The sequence below is a fragment of the Pseudomonas sp. B6002 genome (genome assembly GCF_013385985.1).
Lineage (GTDB): Bacteria > Pseudomonadota > Gammaproteobacteria > Pseudomonadales > Pseudomonadaceae > Aquipseudomonas.
The window spans coordinates 526,491-542,814 of the sequence record NZ_JACAOY010000004.1 but is presented as its reverse complement, the minus strand read 5'-3'; the positions used below and the strand labels follow the sequence as shown (position 1 = coordinate 542,814).

18 protein-coding genes and 1 tRNA gene are annotated in these 16,324 nt (G+C 57.4%); 3 read left to right on the top strand and 16 right to left on the bottom strand.

Annotated elements, in window-relative coordinates; genetic code table 11:
* The first annotated feature begins 2 nt into the window (after positions 1-2).
* Genes sctS through sctU form a run of 3 tightly spaced genes read left to right on the top strand, consistent with a single transcriptional unit; the run spans position 3 to position 2,159 of the window.
* Positions 3-266 (top strand): type III secretion system export apparatus subunit SctS, encoded by a 264-nt coding sequence (gene sctS / locus HX792_RS06065; RefSeq protein WP_032886096.1) that lies wholly within the window; start codon positions 3-5, stop codon positions 264-266.
* A 10-nt stretch (positions 267-276) separates the two neighbouring features.
* A complete protein-coding gene (gene sctT, locus HX792_RS06060) occupies positions 277-1,065 on the top strand; it encodes a type III secretion system export apparatus subunit SctT (RefSeq protein WP_176995208.1) in 789 nt (262 codons plus the stop codon).
* Positions 1,062-2,159: a type III secretion system export apparatus subunit SctU gene (gene sctU / locus HX792_RS06055; protein WP_176995207.1), complete on the top strand. Its 1,098-nt coding sequence runs from the start codon at positions 1,062-1,064 to the stop codon at positions 2,157-2,159. The genes sctT and sctU overlap by 4 nt, the downstream gene beginning before the upstream one ends.
* A gap of 220 nt (positions 2,160-2,379) precedes the next feature.
* Here the strand turns inward: sctU and hrpT are convergent, their stop codons facing one another.
* The 16 genes from hrpT to HX792_RS05970 all read right to left on the bottom strand — a co-directional run bounded on the left by hrpT (position 2,380) and on the right by HX792_RS05970 (position 16,184).
* Entirely contained in the window at positions 2,380-2,583 is a 204-nt protein-coding gene (gene hrpT, locus HX792_RS06050) for an HrpT family type III secretion system protein (protein WP_176995206.1), read from the bottom strand.
* Positions 2,580-4,718, bottom strand: a complete 2,139-nt coding sequence (gene sctC, locus HX792_RS06045) for a type III secretion system outer membrane ring subunit SctC (protein WP_176995205.1) — start codon at positions 4,716-4,718, stop codon at positions 2,580-2,582. Before sctC ends, hrpT begins: the two co-directional genes overlap by 4 nt.
* 195 nt (positions 4,719-4,913) lie before the next feature.
* Positions 4,914-5,129 carry a hypothetical protein gene (locus HX792_RS06040; RefSeq protein ID WP_176995204.1) on the bottom strand — a complete coding sequence of 72 codons (216 nt, stop codon included), beginning with the start codon at positions 5,127-5,129 and terminating at the stop codon, positions 4,914-4,916.
* Between the two features lie 55 nt (positions 5,130-5,184).
* Positions 5,185-6,189: a type III secretion system stator protein SctL gene (sctL, locus tag HX792_RS30555; RefSeq protein ID WP_371319326.1), complete on the bottom strand. Its 1,005-nt coding sequence runs from the start codon at positions 6,187-6,189 to the stop codon at positions 5,185-5,187.
* Between the two features lie 187 nt (positions 6,190-6,376).
* Positions 6,377-7,177, bottom strand: coding sequence for a type III secretion system inner membrane ring lipoprotein SctJ (gene sctJ, locus HX792_RS06025; RefSeq protein WP_176995202.1), 801 nt, complete (start codon positions 7,175-7,177; stop codon positions 6,377-6,379).
* Between the two features lie 5 nt (positions 7,178-7,182).
* Complete coding sequence (locus tag HX792_RS06020) at positions 7,183-7,551, bottom strand: EscI/YscI/HrpB family type III secretion system inner rod protein (RefSeq protein WP_176995201.1); 369 nt, start codon at positions 7,549-7,551, stop codon at positions 7,183-7,185.
* Positions 7,552-7,668: 117 nt separating this feature from the next.
* On the bottom strand, positions 7,669-7,860 hold the full coding sequence (locus HX792_RS06015) for a hypothetical protein (RefSeq protein WP_176995200.1): 192 nt from the start codon (positions 7,858-7,860) through the stop codon (positions 7,669-7,671).
* Between the two features lie 172 nt (positions 7,861-8,032).
* A complete protein-coding gene (locus HX792_RS06010) occupies positions 8,033-8,956 on the bottom strand; it encodes a sigma 54-interacting transcriptional regulator (RefSeq protein WP_176995199.1) in 924 nt (307 codons plus the stop codon).
* A gap of 320 nt (positions 8,957-9,276) precedes the next feature.
* Entirely contained in the window at positions 9,277-10,377 is a 1,101-nt protein-coding gene (gene ychF / locus HX792_RS06005; RefSeq protein ID WP_176995198.1) for a redox-regulated ATPase YchF, read from the bottom strand.
* 21 nt (positions 10,378-10,398) lie between these two features.
* Positions 10,399-10,983: an aminoacyl-tRNA hydrolase gene (gene pth, locus HX792_RS06000; RefSeq protein ID WP_003171596.1), complete on the bottom strand. Its 585-nt coding sequence runs from the start codon at positions 10,981-10,983 to the stop codon at positions 10,399-10,401.
* A 167-nt stretch (positions 10,984-11,150) separates the two neighbouring features.
* Positions 11,151-11,747 (bottom strand): 50S ribosomal protein L25/general stress protein Ctc, encoded by a 597-nt coding sequence (locus tag HX792_RS05995; protein ID WP_176995197.1) that lies wholly within the window; start codon positions 11,745-11,747, stop codon positions 11,151-11,153.
* A 137-nt stretch (positions 11,748-11,884) separates the two neighbouring features.
* Entirely contained in the window at positions 11,885-12,826 is a 942-nt protein-coding gene (locus HX792_RS05990) for a ribose-phosphate pyrophosphokinase (protein WP_003208392.1), read from the bottom strand.
* 46 nt (positions 12,827-12,872) lie between these two features.
* A tRNA-Gln gene (locus HX792_RS05985) sits at positions 12,873-12,947 on the bottom strand.
* A gap of 37 nt (positions 12,948-12,984) precedes the next feature.
* Positions 12,985-13,788: a 4-(cytidine 5'-diphospho)-2-C-methyl-D-erythritol kinase gene (gene ispE / locus HX792_RS05980; protein WP_218172577.1), complete on the bottom strand. Its 804-nt coding sequence runs from the start codon at positions 13,786-13,788 to the stop codon at positions 12,985-12,987.
* A gap of 49 nt (positions 13,789-13,837) precedes the next feature.
* Positions 13,838-14,455, bottom strand: coding sequence for a lipoprotein insertase outer membrane protein LolB (lolB, locus tag HX792_RS05975; protein WP_176995195.1), 618 nt, complete (start codon positions 14,453-14,455; stop codon positions 13,838-13,840).
* A gap of 4 nt (positions 14,456-14,459) precedes the next feature.
* Entirely contained in the window at positions 14,460-16,184 is a 1,725-nt protein-coding gene (locus HX792_RS05970) for a tetratricopeptide repeat protein (RefSeq protein WP_176995194.1), read from the bottom strand.
* Positions 16,185-16,324: the final 140 nt, after the last annotated feature.

Sequence of the window (16,324 nt, the reverse complement as noted above, 5' to 3'; positions counted from 1 at the left end):
CTATGGAACCGATCGTGTTGTTCAAGCAGGGCATGCTGTTGGTGGTCGTCCTGTCGGCGCCGCCGCTGATTGTGGCGGTGGTGGTGGGTGTACTGACGTCCCTGGTGCAGGCGTTGATGCAGATACAGGACCAGACGCTGCCCTTTGGCATCAAGTTGGTTGCCGTGGGCATCACGCTGATCCTGACCGGTCGCTGGATTGGGGTCGAGTTGATCCAGTTGATCAACCTGACCTTCGACATGATTGGCCGCTCGGCCCTGAACTGAGGCGTTGCCTGTGCTGCTTTATCTTGAGTACCTGCCCAGCCTGGTGATCGGCATGGCGCGCATCTACCCCTGTGCCATTTTGGTGGCAGCGTTCTGCTTTCAACACATACGCGGCATGCTCCGGCACACCATCGTGATGGTCATGGCGTTGATGCCTGCGCCGGGTATTCATGCCGTATTGGCGGTCGAGGAATACTCCGCTTTGATGCTTGGTGCACTGGTGCTCAAGGAAGTGGCCCTGGGTCTCCTGTTGGGCGTGCTGCTGTCGATGCCGTTCTGGATGTTCGAATCGGTGGGAGCGCTGCTCGATAACCAGCGTGGAGCCTTGGCGGGGGGGCAGCTTAATCCTTCACTGGGCCCGGATGCGACGCCGATCGGGCACTTGTTCAAGCAGTTGGCGATTTTCCTTCTGATCGTCACGCTAGGACTGGGGACGTTGACTCAGGTGATCTGGGACAGCTACCTGATCTGGCCGCCCACCGTATGGTTTCCGCTGCCGGCACCGAATGGTATGGGCGTATTCGTCGGATTGCTGGGCGACACCTTCACCCACATGATGCTCTACGCCGCGCCTTTTATCGCGGTGCTGCTGTTGCTGGAGTTCGGTATCGCGCTGCTGGGGGTTTACAGCCAGCAGCTACAGGTGAGTACGCTGGCGCCCCCCGTCAAGTGCCTGGCGGGTATCGGCATTTTACTGGTGTACTTTGCGTTGTTGCAGGACCTCATCGTCGGGCGCATGAGCCAACTGGGCGACCTCAGGCATTCGCTGGGGCTGCTCTTCAAGGCGTCACTGCCGTGAGTGATTCAGGGGAAAAGAAGCACCCGGCGTCAGCCAAGAAGCTGCGTGATCAACGCAAGAAAGGCCAAGTCGCCCAAAGTCAGGACGTCGGTAAGTTACTGGTGCTGACGTCGATCAGTGAAATCGCTCTGTTCACGGCCGAGAGCAGCCTGCAACGGTTCCAGCAGTTGATGATATTGCCGATCTCGGACCTGAATCAGCCGTTTGCACGGGCTCTGGAGGAGGTGCTGGTTGAAAGCCTGATTGTGTTTTTCTCATTCTCTGTGTTGATGGCAGGGGTGGCGATTGCTGTGAAGCTCATCAGCAGCTGGATGCAGTTCGGATTATTGTTTGCGCCAGAAAGCCTCAAGCCCGACTTCAATCGCCTGAACCCGGTCAGCCAGATCAAGCAGATGTTTTCTGCTCAGTCGCTGATGAACCTGTTGATGAGTATCGCCAAGGCGTTTCTGATAGGGATGACTGTGTATTTGGTGGTCTGGCCCTCTTTGGGGGCGTTGATCAACTTGGCCAACAGTGACCTGCAAAGTTACATCCTGGCGTTGATCGTGCTGTTTCGGCACTTGCTGCATGCCTGCCTCGGCCTGTTGTTGATACTGGCGCTTATCGACCTGATGATGGTGAGGCATTTTTTTGCCAAGCGCATGCGTATGACCCAGGTTGAGGTCGTCAAAGAGTACAAGGACATGGAGGGCGACCCGCATGTGAAGGGCCAGCGCCGCGCATTGGCGCAGCAATTGGCCCAGGAAGAACCGAAGGTAAAGCTGCCCAAGCTGGAGGAGGCGGACATGCTGGTGGTCAACCCGACGCACTATGCGGTCGCCTTGTATTACCGCCCTGGTAAAACACCGCTTCCGCTGCTGGTGAGCAAGGGCACGGACGACGAGGCTCGCAGGCTGATCGATCGTGCCAAGGCCGCTGAGGTGCCAGTGATCCAGTGTATATGGCTGGCGCGCACGATCTATACAAAAGAGTTGGGTGCGAGCATTCCCCGCGAAACCTTGCAGGCGGTGGCGCTGATCTATCGCACCTTGCGTGAGCTGGACGATGAGGCCAAGCGTGAGACGCTGGAAATCCCCGAGCTTGATCAGCGCTGACCTGGGCGCCATGGGCATCCAGATAGGCAAAACAGCCATCGAATGCCAAGGGGCGAAACGCCGCTCCAACACGCGTTGTGATTACCCGGTTTGCAAGGCTGCGCGAGAGGTGTGAGGTGCGCACACCGTGATAGCGGGGGCGAGTGACAGGTGAGCGGCCGCGCCGCTCACCCGAGTTTTCAAGATTACCTGGCGTTGATCATCGGGCATTGGCGAGCGCTCAGCGCTCCAGCGAGATGGTCTGGTAGTCCGCCCGCTCACCACTGGGGCCGGGTTCGACGCGCATCTGTGGCGGCCACCAGATCACCATTTGGTCCTTGGTCGATTGTGGGCGTGAGCAGGAGTCGCCCTTGCACGTGGGGGTACAACCGGTGACGAACAACGCTGCGCTGATCAGTGTGATGCACAACAAGCGGCGATTCATGGCTTGGCCTTCTGAGCTGGAGTGATCAAGGAAGGACGGGGTACGCTGAGGTGTTCGTCCTTTACCACCGGGCGCATCGCGATAAAGACTTCGGCTTCCTCACCGGGCTTGAGCCAGGCACGCGGCCACGCGCTGACTGCCAGTGTCTGCGAGTTGCTGCATTCTTTTTCGTCTATACGCACATTGCGGTTGAACTGGTTACGCAGCACCACGACTGCCACGTTGTACTCGGGGCCGGCATACCATTGGCTGCGATTTTCGTTCAGCGCCAGCAATTCGCGCGTGTTGCATAATGTCCGCAGCCCTAGTGGCATCGGTGCCGCTTTGAAGGCCTGGGGGACTTGCCCGCTGACCAGGTGCGCCAGGGTGCTGATAACGTCGTTGCGATTGATCACCGGCTGATGAGAGCTGTAGCGCCTGGCGAGCGGTGTGAGCGCCGCTTGCAGATCGGCTTGGTCGGCCTGGGGCAAATAGCGCGAGGGGTCGGACTGGTCGCCGATGACGCGCGGGGTGAGGATAAACAGGCGCTCACGTCGATTGTTTTGTCGTTCGGTCGAGGAAAACAACGCCTTGCCCAGCAGCGGAATGTCCCCCAGCAGAGGCACCTTGTTCTGCTTGTCGGTGCTTTCGGTGACATGGAATCCACCCACCACCAGCGAGCGTTTTTCGGCTATTACTGCCTGGGTGCTGACCTTGCCTCGGCGCACATCCAGCTGGCCTGGCGTGGGGTTGGTCTCGTCGAAATTCCCATCTTCAATATCCACCGCCAAGTGGATCTGGTGACCACCGCGACTGGTGATGACACGCGGTACGACCTGGAAGCTGGTCCCCACGGTGACCGGCAGAATGGTTGCGTTTTCTCTGCCGGGCGTCAGGTACTGAGTGCGGTTGAAGTCGATGACCGCCGGCTGGTTTTCCAGGGTGAGGACCGAGGGGTTGGAGACCATGGTTGCCAGTCCCTTGGCTTCAAGTGCGCGTATATCCGCGTAGAAGCGATCACGATTTTCAATCGATAACTGAGAGCTGGTGCCGGGAGCCTGGTTGGTGCCGAGGCCACGGAAACGACTGTTCTGGAAACCCCAGTTCACGCCGAACTCGCGTAATTGCGTACGCTCGATGTCGAGGATAATGGCATCGATCTCTATCAGCTTGCTGGCGACATCGAGCTGAGCGATCAACTCGCGGTACAGGGCTTGGCGCTCCGGCAAATCGTAGATCAGCACCGCGTTGTTGCGCACGTCAGCTTCGACGCGAATCCGGCTGGAGGGGGCTGGTGCGCGTGGGGTGAGCGTGCCGCCTGTCTCCAATTGCGCAGGGTTGCCGTTTACACCAATCATCTGCCCGAGCAGTGGGTTGTTCAGTCGGGGAATGTTTGGCGCAAGGGGGGAGGGTTGTGCAGGGGGCCGTTGGCCAAGCCCCGAAAGGGCCGAGGTGGAGCGGGGCTCCAACAACCCGCGTAAAATGCTAGCAACGCCGGGAATGGCATGCTTTTCACCGCGATATTCCACTTGGCGATCCGTTGCGTTGGCAAACTTCAGCGGGTAGCTGAGCACGCTTTGCTTTTCTTCCGGTGAGCGGCGTTGGCTGCTGAAATGCCTGATCTGTTCGATATAGCTCCTCGGGCCGGAGACCAGGACGACGCCATCTTCGGGGAGTTCGCCCCAGCCGAAGCGGCTGTCGAGCAGGCCAATATCCGTGAGTGCTTTTTTGAGGTCCGCGATGGTTTCGGAAGAAACCTCCAAACGTGCAGATTCCTGTTGATCCAGAGAGCTGATATAGAGCGTGTTGTTGTACAGATACCACTGGAAGCGATGTTCGACCCCCAGCCGATCAAGCAATGACTGTGGGGTGTTGGCGCGAATCTTTCCGTTGACGTTGCCCTCCAGTAGCCCCTCCACTTGCAGTTGCGTGCCAAAGGTCTGCGCAAAGTCTTCGAGCACTTCTCGCAGCGGTTTATGTTGGGCCTCGTAGGCGTAAGCGGTATTTTTCCATTCGGAAGGAATGGCGGCGTAGGTACTGACTACGGGCATCAGCAAGCAGGGCAGTGCGACCAGGCACCGCCATCCCGTTCGTTTTGACGATAAGCGCGTTGAGTCAACGCGCAAGCCTGTGTGCTGGGAGGGGGGGTTAAACATGAGGGGTTCTCTTATTAGTAAGACGGCGAGCGAAGCGAGATAGGTTTGAGGTTCAGGGCCGGCCGAACAGGGCGCGCGGCAGTGGAGCGCCAGGTGTCGCGTTGGTTGAGCAGCGCCTGGAGGCAACCGAAGAGAGTGGCCTGATCGCACGACCCGCGCAGGCTCTGAGCCACTCACCGACCAGCGTTTTCGTTTTTACTGGAAACTCTCAAAGGCACTTTTGAGCAGCAAGTGATTCACCCGGTTGTGTTCCAGGTAGGCCATCTGTGTCGTGGCTTTTTTCATGGCCAGTTCGAAGAACTCTGTGTCTGAACCATTGGCTGAAACTTCAGCGATATTCGCTGTGTAGGCCTTATGGGCGACGTCGCTGTTCCTTAACAACTGGCGAGACAGATCATTAAAAAAATCCATGGTTTTTCCTTCATGCCGGTGGGTTTGAATGCGCGATAGCTCCGCTTGCAAGACGTTATGAAAACGCTGGCTCGCGTACTTTCAGGTCGTAATCCAAGTACTCTTTACTGGTGTTGAAGAACGCTTCGAGCAGTGAGTTCCAACTGATTCGGAAGTCGCCCTCGTCGGTTTGCAAAACGAGTGTCTGAGGCCGGACTGCTTCGTCGGTGTGAAGCTTCCAATACGTGGCATTGCGAAGGCTGAGGCACTGTTTGATCTCTTCAACGTCATGGGGATGACACAGCAGCGTCGCGTTGATTTCCTGAACTTGGCTGGCCAGTAGTTGCTTGAGCAAGGCTGCCAGCCTTTGAGGAGGCGCGATGTCGTCAAGCAGGCTGCGCATCGCTTGCTGGGTGATGCGGGTCGCATAGTGTTCGAGGCTGTCACACATCGCCTGACGGTCGAGATCCCACTGCTTGAGTTGGGTATCTGCGCGCTGCCAGATCTGCAGCGAGGCCTCTTGCTGCAGCGCTTCACATTTTCTTTCGGCCTGGCTTATCAGCTCGCCGGCCTGGGCACTGGCGTGGCGTAAAATATGGTTGGCCTGGTCCCAGTCCTTAAGCTCTTCACGGAGGATCAGGTTGCGTGGCAAACCAGAGGCGCCGCTGGGCAATTCAAGGGAGTGTCGGCATAGCATCGGCGTTCTCCTTACACGTTCGAGCCGAGGGGGATGGCGTCGGTTGCCGTTGTCGTCACCCGCCAGACGACGGCTTGCCAGAGTGTGTTCAGTTGGCTGGTTGCTCCCTCGACGGAGATTTTTTTTTTCTGCTTCTTGCACGCGCCCACGGGGAAAGCGCAATCGCAGGCGCTGCCAGGTGGAGGTCGCTACCCAGCTGTAGAGCAATTGCAACGGGTCGGCATCGCGCAGTGGCAGCGCAGGAGGCAGGGCCTTGGAAAGTCGTGTGCACCACAGCTGATGACTGTCGCTCAAGACTGACGAGGCTTGCGGGTTGAAGGTGTCGTGAACCAGTGTCAGCGCCAAATCGAGTTGTTCCGTGGACGCGAGGGCCAGACGGAGCACGGTGGTGTGAGGCTCCGGAGGCAGGCAGGCGACAACACCGTGGAGCGTGCAGGAGGCCCATCCCCCGCTACAGTGGAGCGCATCCATCGCACGATGAGCGTCATCTCGCCAGTCTTCGTGGGCGTACTTCCAGGGGAACGCCCACCATTGGGCCCAGGCCAAATGCTCGCTCGCCGACTGATCGATGCTAGGCGTCATGGGCAGGGCCGATTGATTCGCCTGCTACAGGCCTCCCTTGCCGCGCGCGCTGGCGTCGTGCAAACAGGAATGATGCCGCGAGGGTGACGGCCACTAGGCTGAGCAGAAAAAGGGTTGCGCTGGTTCGCCAGAACTGGAGGTCATCGTTGGGCACCAGGAACGGGCCGAAGTAAGTCAGGCGTTGCTGTTCCTGATAGGCAGTGGCGGTCACGAAAATCACGCTTAGCTTTTGCGGGTTGTCCACCGCAGCGGTCATGCCCGGGATACTGCTCGCGACCATCCTGCGTACGCGGGCACGGATGTTATCGGGGTCCAGGCGCGGGTCATGTTTGATGAATACCGACGCGGACGCGGGTTGGACCGGTTCACCCGGTGCTATACGTTCCGGCAGCACCACGTGCACACGCGCAACGATCACACCGTCAATATTGGACAGGGTGGCCTCAAGCTCTTGGGACAGGGCATAGATGTAGCGCGCGCGCTCTTCCAGCGGCGTGGAAATGACGCCCTCCTTGCGAAACGTGTCACCCAGTGTAGTGCGTGCCGCTCGAGGCAATCCGGCGGCTTCCAGCGTGCGTACGGCGCGCCCGATGTCGACGGCATTGACGGCGACGGTGACGCCATCCTTGGCCGGGATTTTCTGCGCGCGAATGTGTTTGTCGGCCAACTCTGCGATGACCTCATTGGCCTCTTGCTCGGAAAGTTGGCGATGAAGTTCGACACGATCGCTGCAGCCACCCAACATCAGTGCAGCCGCCAGGAGTAACACGACAGGCAGGAAATTATTCATGGCCATTATTGCAAGTTGCAGATTTTGTCGAGGCATTGAGTGGCTTTGCCCAGGCTTTTTACCAGCAGTTGGGAGGTCAGTATGACGTTGGATAGTTCACGTGGGTACTGCTTGAAATCGTCTGGATCGGAGCCTTTGTTGGTTGACTTGAGTGCGTGCGCAAGACGGGTTTCCAAGGCCTTGACGTGTTGTCCGGCCTCTGTCAGCAGCGAAGGTCCTGGAGGATTGTCTACCCGAGTGGTAGTCGCTCCTGAGCGGTTCAGCGATGCGGTGAAAAAGTCGACGTCTGTATTGGACGCTGAATGACTTGGTGTGTTAACGGCTTCTTCAAGGCCGTTTTGTCGCACTGAAAAGTCAAGTTTTTCTATCTTCATGTAAAGCCTGCTATGTCGATATTTGACGCAGCCTGCCTGGGGCGGCTGATATAAAAAGTTGCTATTTCAGCGAACAAGAAAGCCATCCCCGACGGATAAATCGGGGAGGCGGTTGTATTAGCGAACTTCTTTAGCTGCCGCATATTTGTTGGTGATTTGTTTGGCTTTCAGGCTCAGCTCGAAACCCTCCCGAGCAATGGCCTCCGCTTTATCCAGCAGATCATCACTGCTATTTCCTGTGCCAGGTTTTGTTCCAGAGCCGGGCAGGAAGCTGTTGGTATTGAGGGGGGATAAACCTTGAATGGACATAATAAACTCCAGCTGCAATGTTTGAAGGGGATACACGTTCGCCGTCGGCCAAGCCATATTTATGCCTTGGCATTTCAATAACGCCTTGAGCCTGGCTCCAGTTGTGTGGTGTTTAGCAACAAGGCGTTCCAAATGTTTCAGTGGCAGATGTTTCTAAATGTTTGAAAGCGCATTAAGCCAGGGATATATCCAGCTGTTTCATTCTGTAGTAAAGCGTGCGCTTGGCCACGCTTAGCTCCGCTGCGGCGCTATCGACACAGTAATCGTGGCGTAGCAACGACTCTTCGATCAGTGCCTTTTCCAGCTGCCGCAGGCGTCCTTTCAGGCTCATCACGGATTCCTGCCTGACGTTCAAGGAGGTGGAGAGTAGCGGTAAGCCCAGGACGAAGCGTTTGGCTGTCGAACGCAGTTCGCGAACGTTGCCCTGCCAGGGATGGCTTAGCAATTGCTGCAGCAGTCCGCTAGGCGGCGGCGGGGTCGAACAACCGAAATGGGCAGCTTCTTGCCGGATCATTTCCAGGAATAACGGAATGATGCGTTCGCGCCGGTCCCGCAAGGCCGGGAGTTGGATGTTGACGACATTCAGGCGAAAGTACAGATCGCGCCTGAAGGTGCCTAGTTCGACCATCGTGTGCAACGAGTGTTGGGCTGATGCAATGACTCGCATATCGACGGGGATAAAGCGGGTTGAGCCCAGGCGCTCTACGCCGCGGGATTCCAGCACCCGCAATAGCTTGGCTTGCAGAGTCAGCGGCATGCTGTCGATTTCATCAAGGTACAGCGTCCCCAGATGAGCAGCTTCCACAAAACCGGCCCGTGATTGCATCGCACCGGTAAAGGCGCCGCTGTTGACGCCGAACAGTTGGCTTTCCGCAAGGCTTTCCGGGATGGCTGCGCAATTCACAGCAATGAAGCTACCGCGCCGTCCCGACAAATGATGAACCCGTTGCGCCAAGGTGTCCTTGCCGGTACCGGTCTCGCCCATCAAGAGGATGTCAATATTGAGGGCGGCAGTAGTATTGATGGTTTCTTCAATGTCAGATCCTTCAATAAAGAGTGGATCTACTGGCGTGTCTATTTGAAACAAGGCCGACATAGTGCGGGTGCTCCACTGTCGCTGTCACTTCATTGTTGGCCTGATGCTCTGTCAATATCAGCCGATAAAGGTAACTTACCAAGTTTCTCGTTGAGGTTGTAAGAGAGGAATGAGCAGTATTCTGTAAGAAAAGTAAGAGTTATTCCCGGAGGGATGAGATGTATATGTAAGAGGGGCGTAAAAAAGCGCGGAAGAAAACAGGATTAATCTGAAGTGATGGTCGTAATGGCTGTGCTGACGGTTATTTGCGGGGCGAGCGCCCACAAAAAAACCGATGCAATGCATCGGCTTTTTGTTTGCGGAAAACCCGCAGAAGGCACTTATACGTTGAAGCGGAAGTGCATTACATCGCCATCTTTAACGATGTAGTCCTTACCTTCCAAGCGCCATTTACCGGCTTCCTTGGCACCGGCTTCACCCTTGTACTGAATGAAGTCGTTATATGCGATCACTTCGGCACGGATAAAGCCTTTTTCGAAGTCGGTGTGGATTACGCCGGCAGCTTGTGGCGCGGTTGCGCCGACCTTGACGGTCCATGCACGGACTTCTTCCACACCGGCGGTGAAGTAGGTCTGCAGGTTGAGCATTTCGTAACCGGCGCGGATCACACGGTTCAGGCCAGGCTCTTCCAGGCCCAGGGCTTCGAGGAACATGTCCTTTTCTTCGCCGTCTTCGAGCTCGGCGATTTCCGCTTCGATTTTGTTGCACACCGGCACCACGATCGCGCCTTCTTCATCGGCAATGGCCTTGACCACGTCGAGCAGCGGATTGTTCTCGAAGCCGTCTTCGGCCACGTTGGCGATGTACATCACCGGCTTGGTGGTCAGCAGGTGGAAGCCCTTGATCACGGCCTTCTCGTCGGCGCCCATGTTCTTCATCAGGCTGCGCGCAGGCTTGCCTTCGGTGAAGTGCGCGATCAGTTGCTCCAGCAGGCCTTTCTGGACCACTGCGTCCTTGTCGCCGCCCTTGGCGTTACGCGCGACTTTCTGCAGTTGTTTTTCGCAGCTGTCGAGGTCGGCGAAGATCAGTTCCAGGTCGATGATCTCGATGTCGCGTTTTGGGTCGACGCTGTTGGAGACGTGAATCACGTTCTCGTCTTCAAAGCAGCGGACCACGTGAGCGATGGCATCGGTCTCACGGATGTTGGCCAGGAACTTGTTGCCCAGGCCTTCACCTTTGGACGCGCCGGCGACCAGGCCTGCGATGTCGACGAATTCCATGGTGGTCGGCAGGATGCGCTTCGGATTGACGATGGCCGCCAGGGCGTCCAGGCGTGGATCCGGCATCGGCACGATACCGCTGTTGGGTTCGATGGTGCAGAAGGGGAAGTTCTCCGCCGCAATACCGGACTTGGTCAGGGCGTTGAACAGGGTGGATTTGCCGACGTTGGGCAGGCCGACGATGCCGCAATTGAATCCCATGGTGTTTCCCCTCGGTAAGAGTCAGGCCTTCTGGCTGTGCAGGTTTTTCATCGCGCGGTTCCATTCACCGGCGAAGATATCCGGCAGCACGCCGAGGGCAAAGTCGATGCTGGCATCGAGTTTTTCCTGTTCGGCGCGTGGCGCACGACCCAGGACGAAATTTGAAACCATACTGGCAACGCCCGGGTGGCCAATGCCAAGCCGCAGACGGTAGAAATTATTCTGATTACCCAGCTGCGCGATGATGTCGCGCAATCCGTTGTGCCCACCATGGCCGCCGCCGAGCTTGAGCTTGGCAACACCGGGTGGCAGGTCGAGTTCGTCATGGGCCACCAGGATTTCTTCAGGCTTTATCCGGAAGAAGCCCGCAAGCGCCGCGACAGCCTGGCCGCTGCGGTTCATGTAGGTGGTGGGAATCAGCAGACGAACATCCTGACCCTGATGCGAGAAGCGTCCGGTCAGGCCAAAATATTTGCGATCGGCCGCAAGGTTCACACCTTGCGCGTGGGCGATACGCTCAACAAAAAGGGCCCCCGCGTTATGCCGGGTCTGTTCGTATTCGGCGCCTGGATTTCCCAGGCCAACGATCAGTTTAATGGCAGTCACGACAGGGGCCCTTCCTTTGGAGTTGTGGATAACATCGCCTGATCTTGGTGCGGCGAAAGTGGACAACAGTAGCTCATTTACTCAAGAGTAAACGTCGCGTTATCGCCCGCTTTCTCGCTACGTTCCGGTCCGCGATGTTTCCTCAAGCTCCGGCAATACAGAGTGAATTACTCTGCAGCGCCTTCTTCAGCTTCTGGTGCAACGCGTGGAGCGTGTACGTTTGCAACAGCTTTGTCATCACCGTGAGCCAGTGCAACAAACTCAACGCCTTTAGGGGCCTTGAGGTCGGACAGGTGGATGATGGCGCCAACTTCAGCGGCCGACAGGTCGACTTCGATGAACTCAGGCAGGTCTTTCGGCAGGCAGGTCACTTCGATTTCGTTCACAACGTGAGAAATCTCGCCGCCTTTCTTGATCGGTGCTTCTTCACCGATGAAGTGTACAGGGACGATAGCGGTCAGCTTCTGGCCAGCAACAACGCGAACGAAGTCAGCGTGCATGATGAACTGCTTGGACGGGTGGCGCTGCATCGCTTTAACGATGACGTTCTGCTTGGTGCCGTCGACGTTCAGCTCGATAACGTGGCTGTAGGCAGCTTCGTTTTCGAACAGCTTGGCGATTTCCTTGGCCAGGATGGTCACGGACTCAGCAGGCTTGTTACCACCGTAAACAACGGCTGGGATGTTGGCGGCGTGACGCAGGCGGCGGCTCGCACCTTTCCCCAGGTCAGTACGCGCTTGGGCGTTCAGAGTAAAGTCAGTCATTTTGTATCTCCAAAATAGCCATCATCGAGGGGCGTTTGCGACCAGCGCCGTACTCGACATGGGCAAAAAAGCCCCGCCCCAACAGAATGCTGGGGCGGGGCGCTTTTCGTCAGTGAGGTGTACCGAAGGTTTGACCCTTAACGGAACATCGCGCTGATCGATTCTTCATTGCTGATGCGGCGGACCGCCTCGGCAACTACCGGTGCGATATCCAGTTGACGGATACGCGAACAGGCTTGAGCGGCTGCGGACAACGGGATGGTGTTGGTCACCACCAGTTCGTCCAGCATGGAGTTCTCGATGTTCTCGATCGCTCGGCCCGACAGCACAGGGTGTGTGCAGTAGGCGAAGACTTTTGCTGCACCGTGCTCTTTCAAGGCTTTTGCCGCGTGGCACAGGGTGCCGGCGGTGTCGACCATGTCATCAACCAGAATACAGGTACGCCCTTCGACATCACCGATGATATGCATCACTTCAGAGTGATTGGCTTTTTCACGGCGTTTGTCGATGATCCCGAGGTCCACGCCCAGGGATTTGGCAACAGCCCGTGCACGCACGACGCCACCAATGTCCGGGGACACGATCATCAGGTTTTCAAAGCGCTGGTCTTCGATGTCATCCACCAATACTGGGGAGCCGTAGATGTTATCTACCGGAATATCGAAGAATCCCTGGATTTGGTCAGCGTGCAGGTCAACCGTGAGAACACGGTCGATACCTACCACGGTCAGCATGTCAGCAACGACTTTCGCGCTGATAGCCACACGTGCGGAACGCGGACGGCGATCCTGACGGGCATAACCAAAGTAAGGGATTACAGCTGTGATTCGAGTCGCTGAGGAGCGGCGGAAGGCATCAGCCATCACGACGAGTTCCATCAGGTTATCGTTGGTCGGAGCGCAGGTCGGCTGAATAATGAAGACATCTTTACCGCGGACGTTTTCATTGATCTCGGCTGTAATTTCGCCGTCGGAGAATTTACCGACAGAGATGTCACCGAGAGGGATATGCAGCTGACGTACGACACGCCGAGCCAGATCGGGGTTAGCATTCCCCGTAAAGACCATCATCTTGGACACGCGCAGTACCTAGAGGCTGAGGGTAACCTGGATGAGTATTAGAAAATGGCAGGGGCGGCTGGATTCGAACCAACGCATGGCAGGATCAAAACCTGCTGCCTTACCGCTTGGCGACGCCCCTGTATCTGTTGCAACGAGTGCCTAACACTCGGTTCCTTTTAGAGCAGACTTTGCAGCTTGCGATGCAACATCGAAACGTTGCTTCCCTTTGCTACAAACCCTGTAAGGGTCTCTGTAAGAAGGGCCGAGACTTTATCAGCTTCAGCTTTGCTTGGGAAGCCCCCAAACACACAACTTCCAGTTCCGGTTAATTTTGCTTCGGTAAATTTACCTAACAAATTCAATGCGTTACGTACCTCTGGATAACGCCTTGCTACAACCGGTAAGCAGTCATTTCGACTGTTTCCCTTGGGAACGGGGCGCACTTTAATGGGAGAAGAGTTACGTGTCAACAACGGATCTGAAAAAATTTCTGCTGTACTTACAGAGACTTGCGGCACAAGCACGACATACCAAGGCTCTTCGGGGTATTCGGGGGTGAGTTTCTCCCCAACGCCCTCGGCGAAAGCCGCGTGCCCACGCACGAAAACCGGGACGTCCGCCCCTAGCGTAAGGCCCAGCGCCGCAAGGCGATCAGCGTCCCAGCCCAGCTTCCACAGATGGTTCAGACCCAGCAAGGTGGTCGCGGCATTCGAGCTGCCACCACCGATGCCACCGCCCATGGGCAAGATTTTATCGATCCAGATGTCGATACCGAGGGCGCAACCGGATTGCGCCTGAAGTTTTTTCGCCGCCCTCACAATCAGATTACTGTCGTGAGGCACGCCTTCGAATTCGGTGTGCAGCTTGATGACGCCGTCGTCGCGCACGGCGAAGGTCAATTCATCGCCGTAGTCGAGAAACTGAAACAGCGTCTGCAACTCGTGGTAGCCGTCTTCACGGCGACCCAGAATGTGCAGCATCAAATTGAGTTTTGCGGGGGAGGGCAGGGTCAGGCGTTCTACAGTCACGTTATTGCCCCAGCTTGCGTGGTTGCCAGTCCTTGATCACCAGCGTGACGTCAAGGTCAGTACCATGCAGCTTGATACGCTCGGGCAGCCAGTAACCGCCTTGCTCGACGTAGCTCAGGTATTCGACCTGCCAGCCATCCTGCTCCAGGGTAGCCAGGCGACTGTCGCCGTTGAGGCTAAGGCGACTTTTGCTATCCGGCGCAGGCAAGCCGCGCACCCACCAGACCAGGTGAGACACCGGCAACTTCCAGCCCATCTGTTCTTCCAGCAACGCTTCCGGCGAGGCCGCTTCGTAGCGCCCCTGGTTGGCCACTTCAAGGCTCACCTGCCCCGGGCGCCCGGTCAGGCGTGCTGCACCCCGACCCAGCGGGCCGGACAGGCGAATGTCGTAGTAGTCCTGGCGTTGCAGCCAGAACAAGGTGCCGCTGCCGGAATCCTTCGGCGCACGAACCCCGACCTTGCCTTCGATCTGCCAGCCGTCAATGCTGCTGAGCTGGTCCTTGTGCTGTTTCCATTGCGCCGGGTTGCCCTGGCCTTCAACGGATTCACGGCTGCCTATGCCCGCGCAACCGGCGAGCAGGGCGATAAAACTGAAGACTACAACGTGGCGCAAGAACATAAGCTTAAAGGGTCTCGGATCCGGTCAAGCGCTTGATGGTGCCGCGCAGGATGGGGCTTTCGGGTTGTTCCTTGAGGAATTTTTCCCAGATTTGGCGTGCTTCGCGCTGCTTGCCGTTGGCCCACAGCACTTCGCCCAGGTGGGCGGCGACTTCCTGGTCGGGGAAGCGCTCCAGCGCCTGGCGCAGCAAACGTTCGGCTTCATCCAGGTTGCCCAGGCGGTAATTCACCCAGCCCAGGCTGTCGAGCACGGCCGGGTCTTCCGGGTTCAGCTTGTGGGCTTGTTCGATCAGCACCTTGGCTTCGTCGTAGCGCGTCGTGCGATCCGACAGCGTGTAGCCCAGGGCATTGAGCGCCATGGCGTTGTCCGGGTCGCGCTTGATGATCAGGCGCAGGTCTTTTTCCATCTGCGCCAGGTCATTGCGCTTTTCCGCCTGCATGGCACGGGTATAGAGCAGGTTCAAATCGTCCGGGTATTGCAGCAAGGCTTGTTGCAGCAATTTCCAGGCGCGTTCGCCCTGATTATTGGCCGACAACGTTTCGGCCTGGATCAGGTACAGCTGAATCGCGTAATCCGGTTCGGCATCGCGTGCAGCGGCCAGGCGTTTTTCCGCCTCGTCGGTGCGGCCGTTGCTCATCAAAATGTCGGCTTGACGCAACTGGGCCGGCAGATAGTCATTGCCGGGGCCGACCTGGGCGTATTCGAGCAAGGCCGCCTGCGGGTCATTACGCTCTTCAGCGATACGACCGAGGTTCAGGTGCGCCGAGTCCACATGGCTTTCGCGTTGGATCAACTCTTCCAGGTACCCCTTGGCCTCGTCCCAGGCCTTGGCTTCCAGGCACACCAGTGCCAGGGAATAGCGCAGCTCGTCGTCGTCCGGGTATTGCTGGACCAGGTTGGCGAACTGCACTTTGGCGTCCTCCATGCGGTCCTGCTCGACCAGCGTGCGCGCGTACGTCAGGCGCAGGCGTTTGTCATCGGGGTACTTCTTGATGCTTTTTTCCAGCAGTGGCACCGCTTCCTTGCCGCGATTGAGGTTCTGCAGCAGGCGAGCACGCAGCAGGATCGGCGCGATCTCGCCGTCTTCCGGCGGGTTCTGCTCCAACAGTTTCAGTGCTGCGTCGGCCTCGTCATCCTGTTGCAGCAGCAATGCTTTGCCGAAAATCAGCTGGCTGTTCTTCGGATGCTTTTGCAGCAGGCGGTCGAAACTCTTCATCAGGCCATTGCGTGTGTCCTGGTCAGTGTCGGCGGCCGACAGCGCGAGGAAATCGAAATGGGTGTCGCCCTTGCCCTGCAGGACTTTCTCCATATAGACCATGGAGTCGTCATACCGCCCGGCACGTGCCAGTTGTACCGCCGCCGCCCGCTGCGCTTCCAGGTCGTCCGGGGCGTTTTTTGACCAGATCAGCGAGGTATCCAGCGCGGCCTGGTCGGCTCCCAGGTATTCGGCAATGCGAAACGCGCGCTCCGAAATGCCCGGGTCCTGGGTATTGATGGCCTGGGTCACGTAGTTATCCAGGGCAATATCGAAACGATTGCGCTGGCCGGCGAGTTCCGCGGTCAGCAGGCTGTAGATCGTTTCTTCCTTGAACGAGGAATAAACCTTGGGCTTTTCAGGGGCGGGGGTGCTGTCTTCGACCGGCGGCGTACCGTCCGGCGACACGGGGGCCAAGGCCTGGCAGCCGCTGAGGAAGACAAAAGCAAGGAGCAACGCGGAAGATCTATTCATATAGGAAGAGGACGACTAACCTGCGGTCGGATCATCATGACACAAGCCTTCGGCCAAACATAACCGAGTCTCAGTTGGTGCCTTTATAGACACAAGGCATTAGGACAATAGCCTACGGTGGTTGTTCTGAATCATTCGAA

What these genes read in the sequence shown, in the direction of transcription:
- sctS (WP_032886096.1), top strand. Translation starts at nt 3, where the DNA reads ATGGAACCGATCGTGTTGTTCAAGCAGGGCATGCTGTTGGTGGTCGTC.
- hrpT (WP_176995206.1), bottom strand. Translation starts at nt 2,583, where the DNA reads ATGAATCGCCGCTTGTTGTGCATCACACTGATCAGCGCAGCGTTGTTC.
- sctC (WP_176995205.1), bottom strand. Translation starts at nt 4,718, where the DNA reads ATGTTTAACCCCCCCTCCCAGCACACAGGCTTGCGCGTTGACTCAACG.
- HX792_RS06040 (WP_176995204.1), bottom strand. Translation starts at nt 5,129, where the DNA reads ATGGATTTTTTTAATGATCTGTCTCGCCAGTTGTTAAGGAACAGCGAC.
- sctJ (WP_176995202.1), bottom strand. Translation starts at nt 7,177, where the DNA reads ATGAATAATTTCCTGCCTGTCGTGTTACTCCTGGCGGCTGCACTGATG.
- HX792_RS06020 (WP_176995201.1), bottom strand. Translation starts at nt 7,551, where the DNA reads ATGAAGATAGAAAAACTTGACTTTTCAGTGCGACAAAACGGCCTTGAA.
- HX792_RS06015 (WP_176995200.1), bottom strand. Translation starts at nt 7,860, where the DNA reads ATGTCCATTCAAGGTTTATCCCCCCTCAATACCAACAGCTTCCTGCCC.
- HX792_RS06010 (WP_176995199.1), bottom strand. Translation starts at nt 8,956, where the DNA reads ATGTCGGCCTTGTTTCAAATAGACACGCCAGTAGATCCACTCTTTATT.
- ychF (WP_176995198.1), bottom strand. Translation starts at nt 10,377, where the DNA reads ATGGGATTCAATTGCGGCATCGTCGGCCTGCCCAACGTCGGCAAATCC.
- HX792_RS05995 (WP_176995197.1), bottom strand. Translation starts at nt 11,747, where the DNA reads ATGACTGACTTTACTCTGAACGCCCAAGCGCGTACTGACCTGGGGAAA.
- ispE (WP_218172577.1), bottom strand. Translation starts at nt 13,788, where the DNA reads ATGCTGCACATTCTGGGTCGCCGTGAAGACGGCTACCACGAGTTGCAG.
- lolB (WP_176995195.1), bottom strand. Translation starts at nt 14,455, where the DNA reads ATGTTCTTGCGCCACGTTGTAGTCTTCAGTTTTATCGCCCTGCTCGCC.
- HX792_RS05970 (WP_176995194.1), bottom strand. Translation starts at nt 16,184, where the DNA reads ATGAATAGATCTTCCGCGTTGCTCCTTGCTTTTGTCTTCCTCAGCGGC.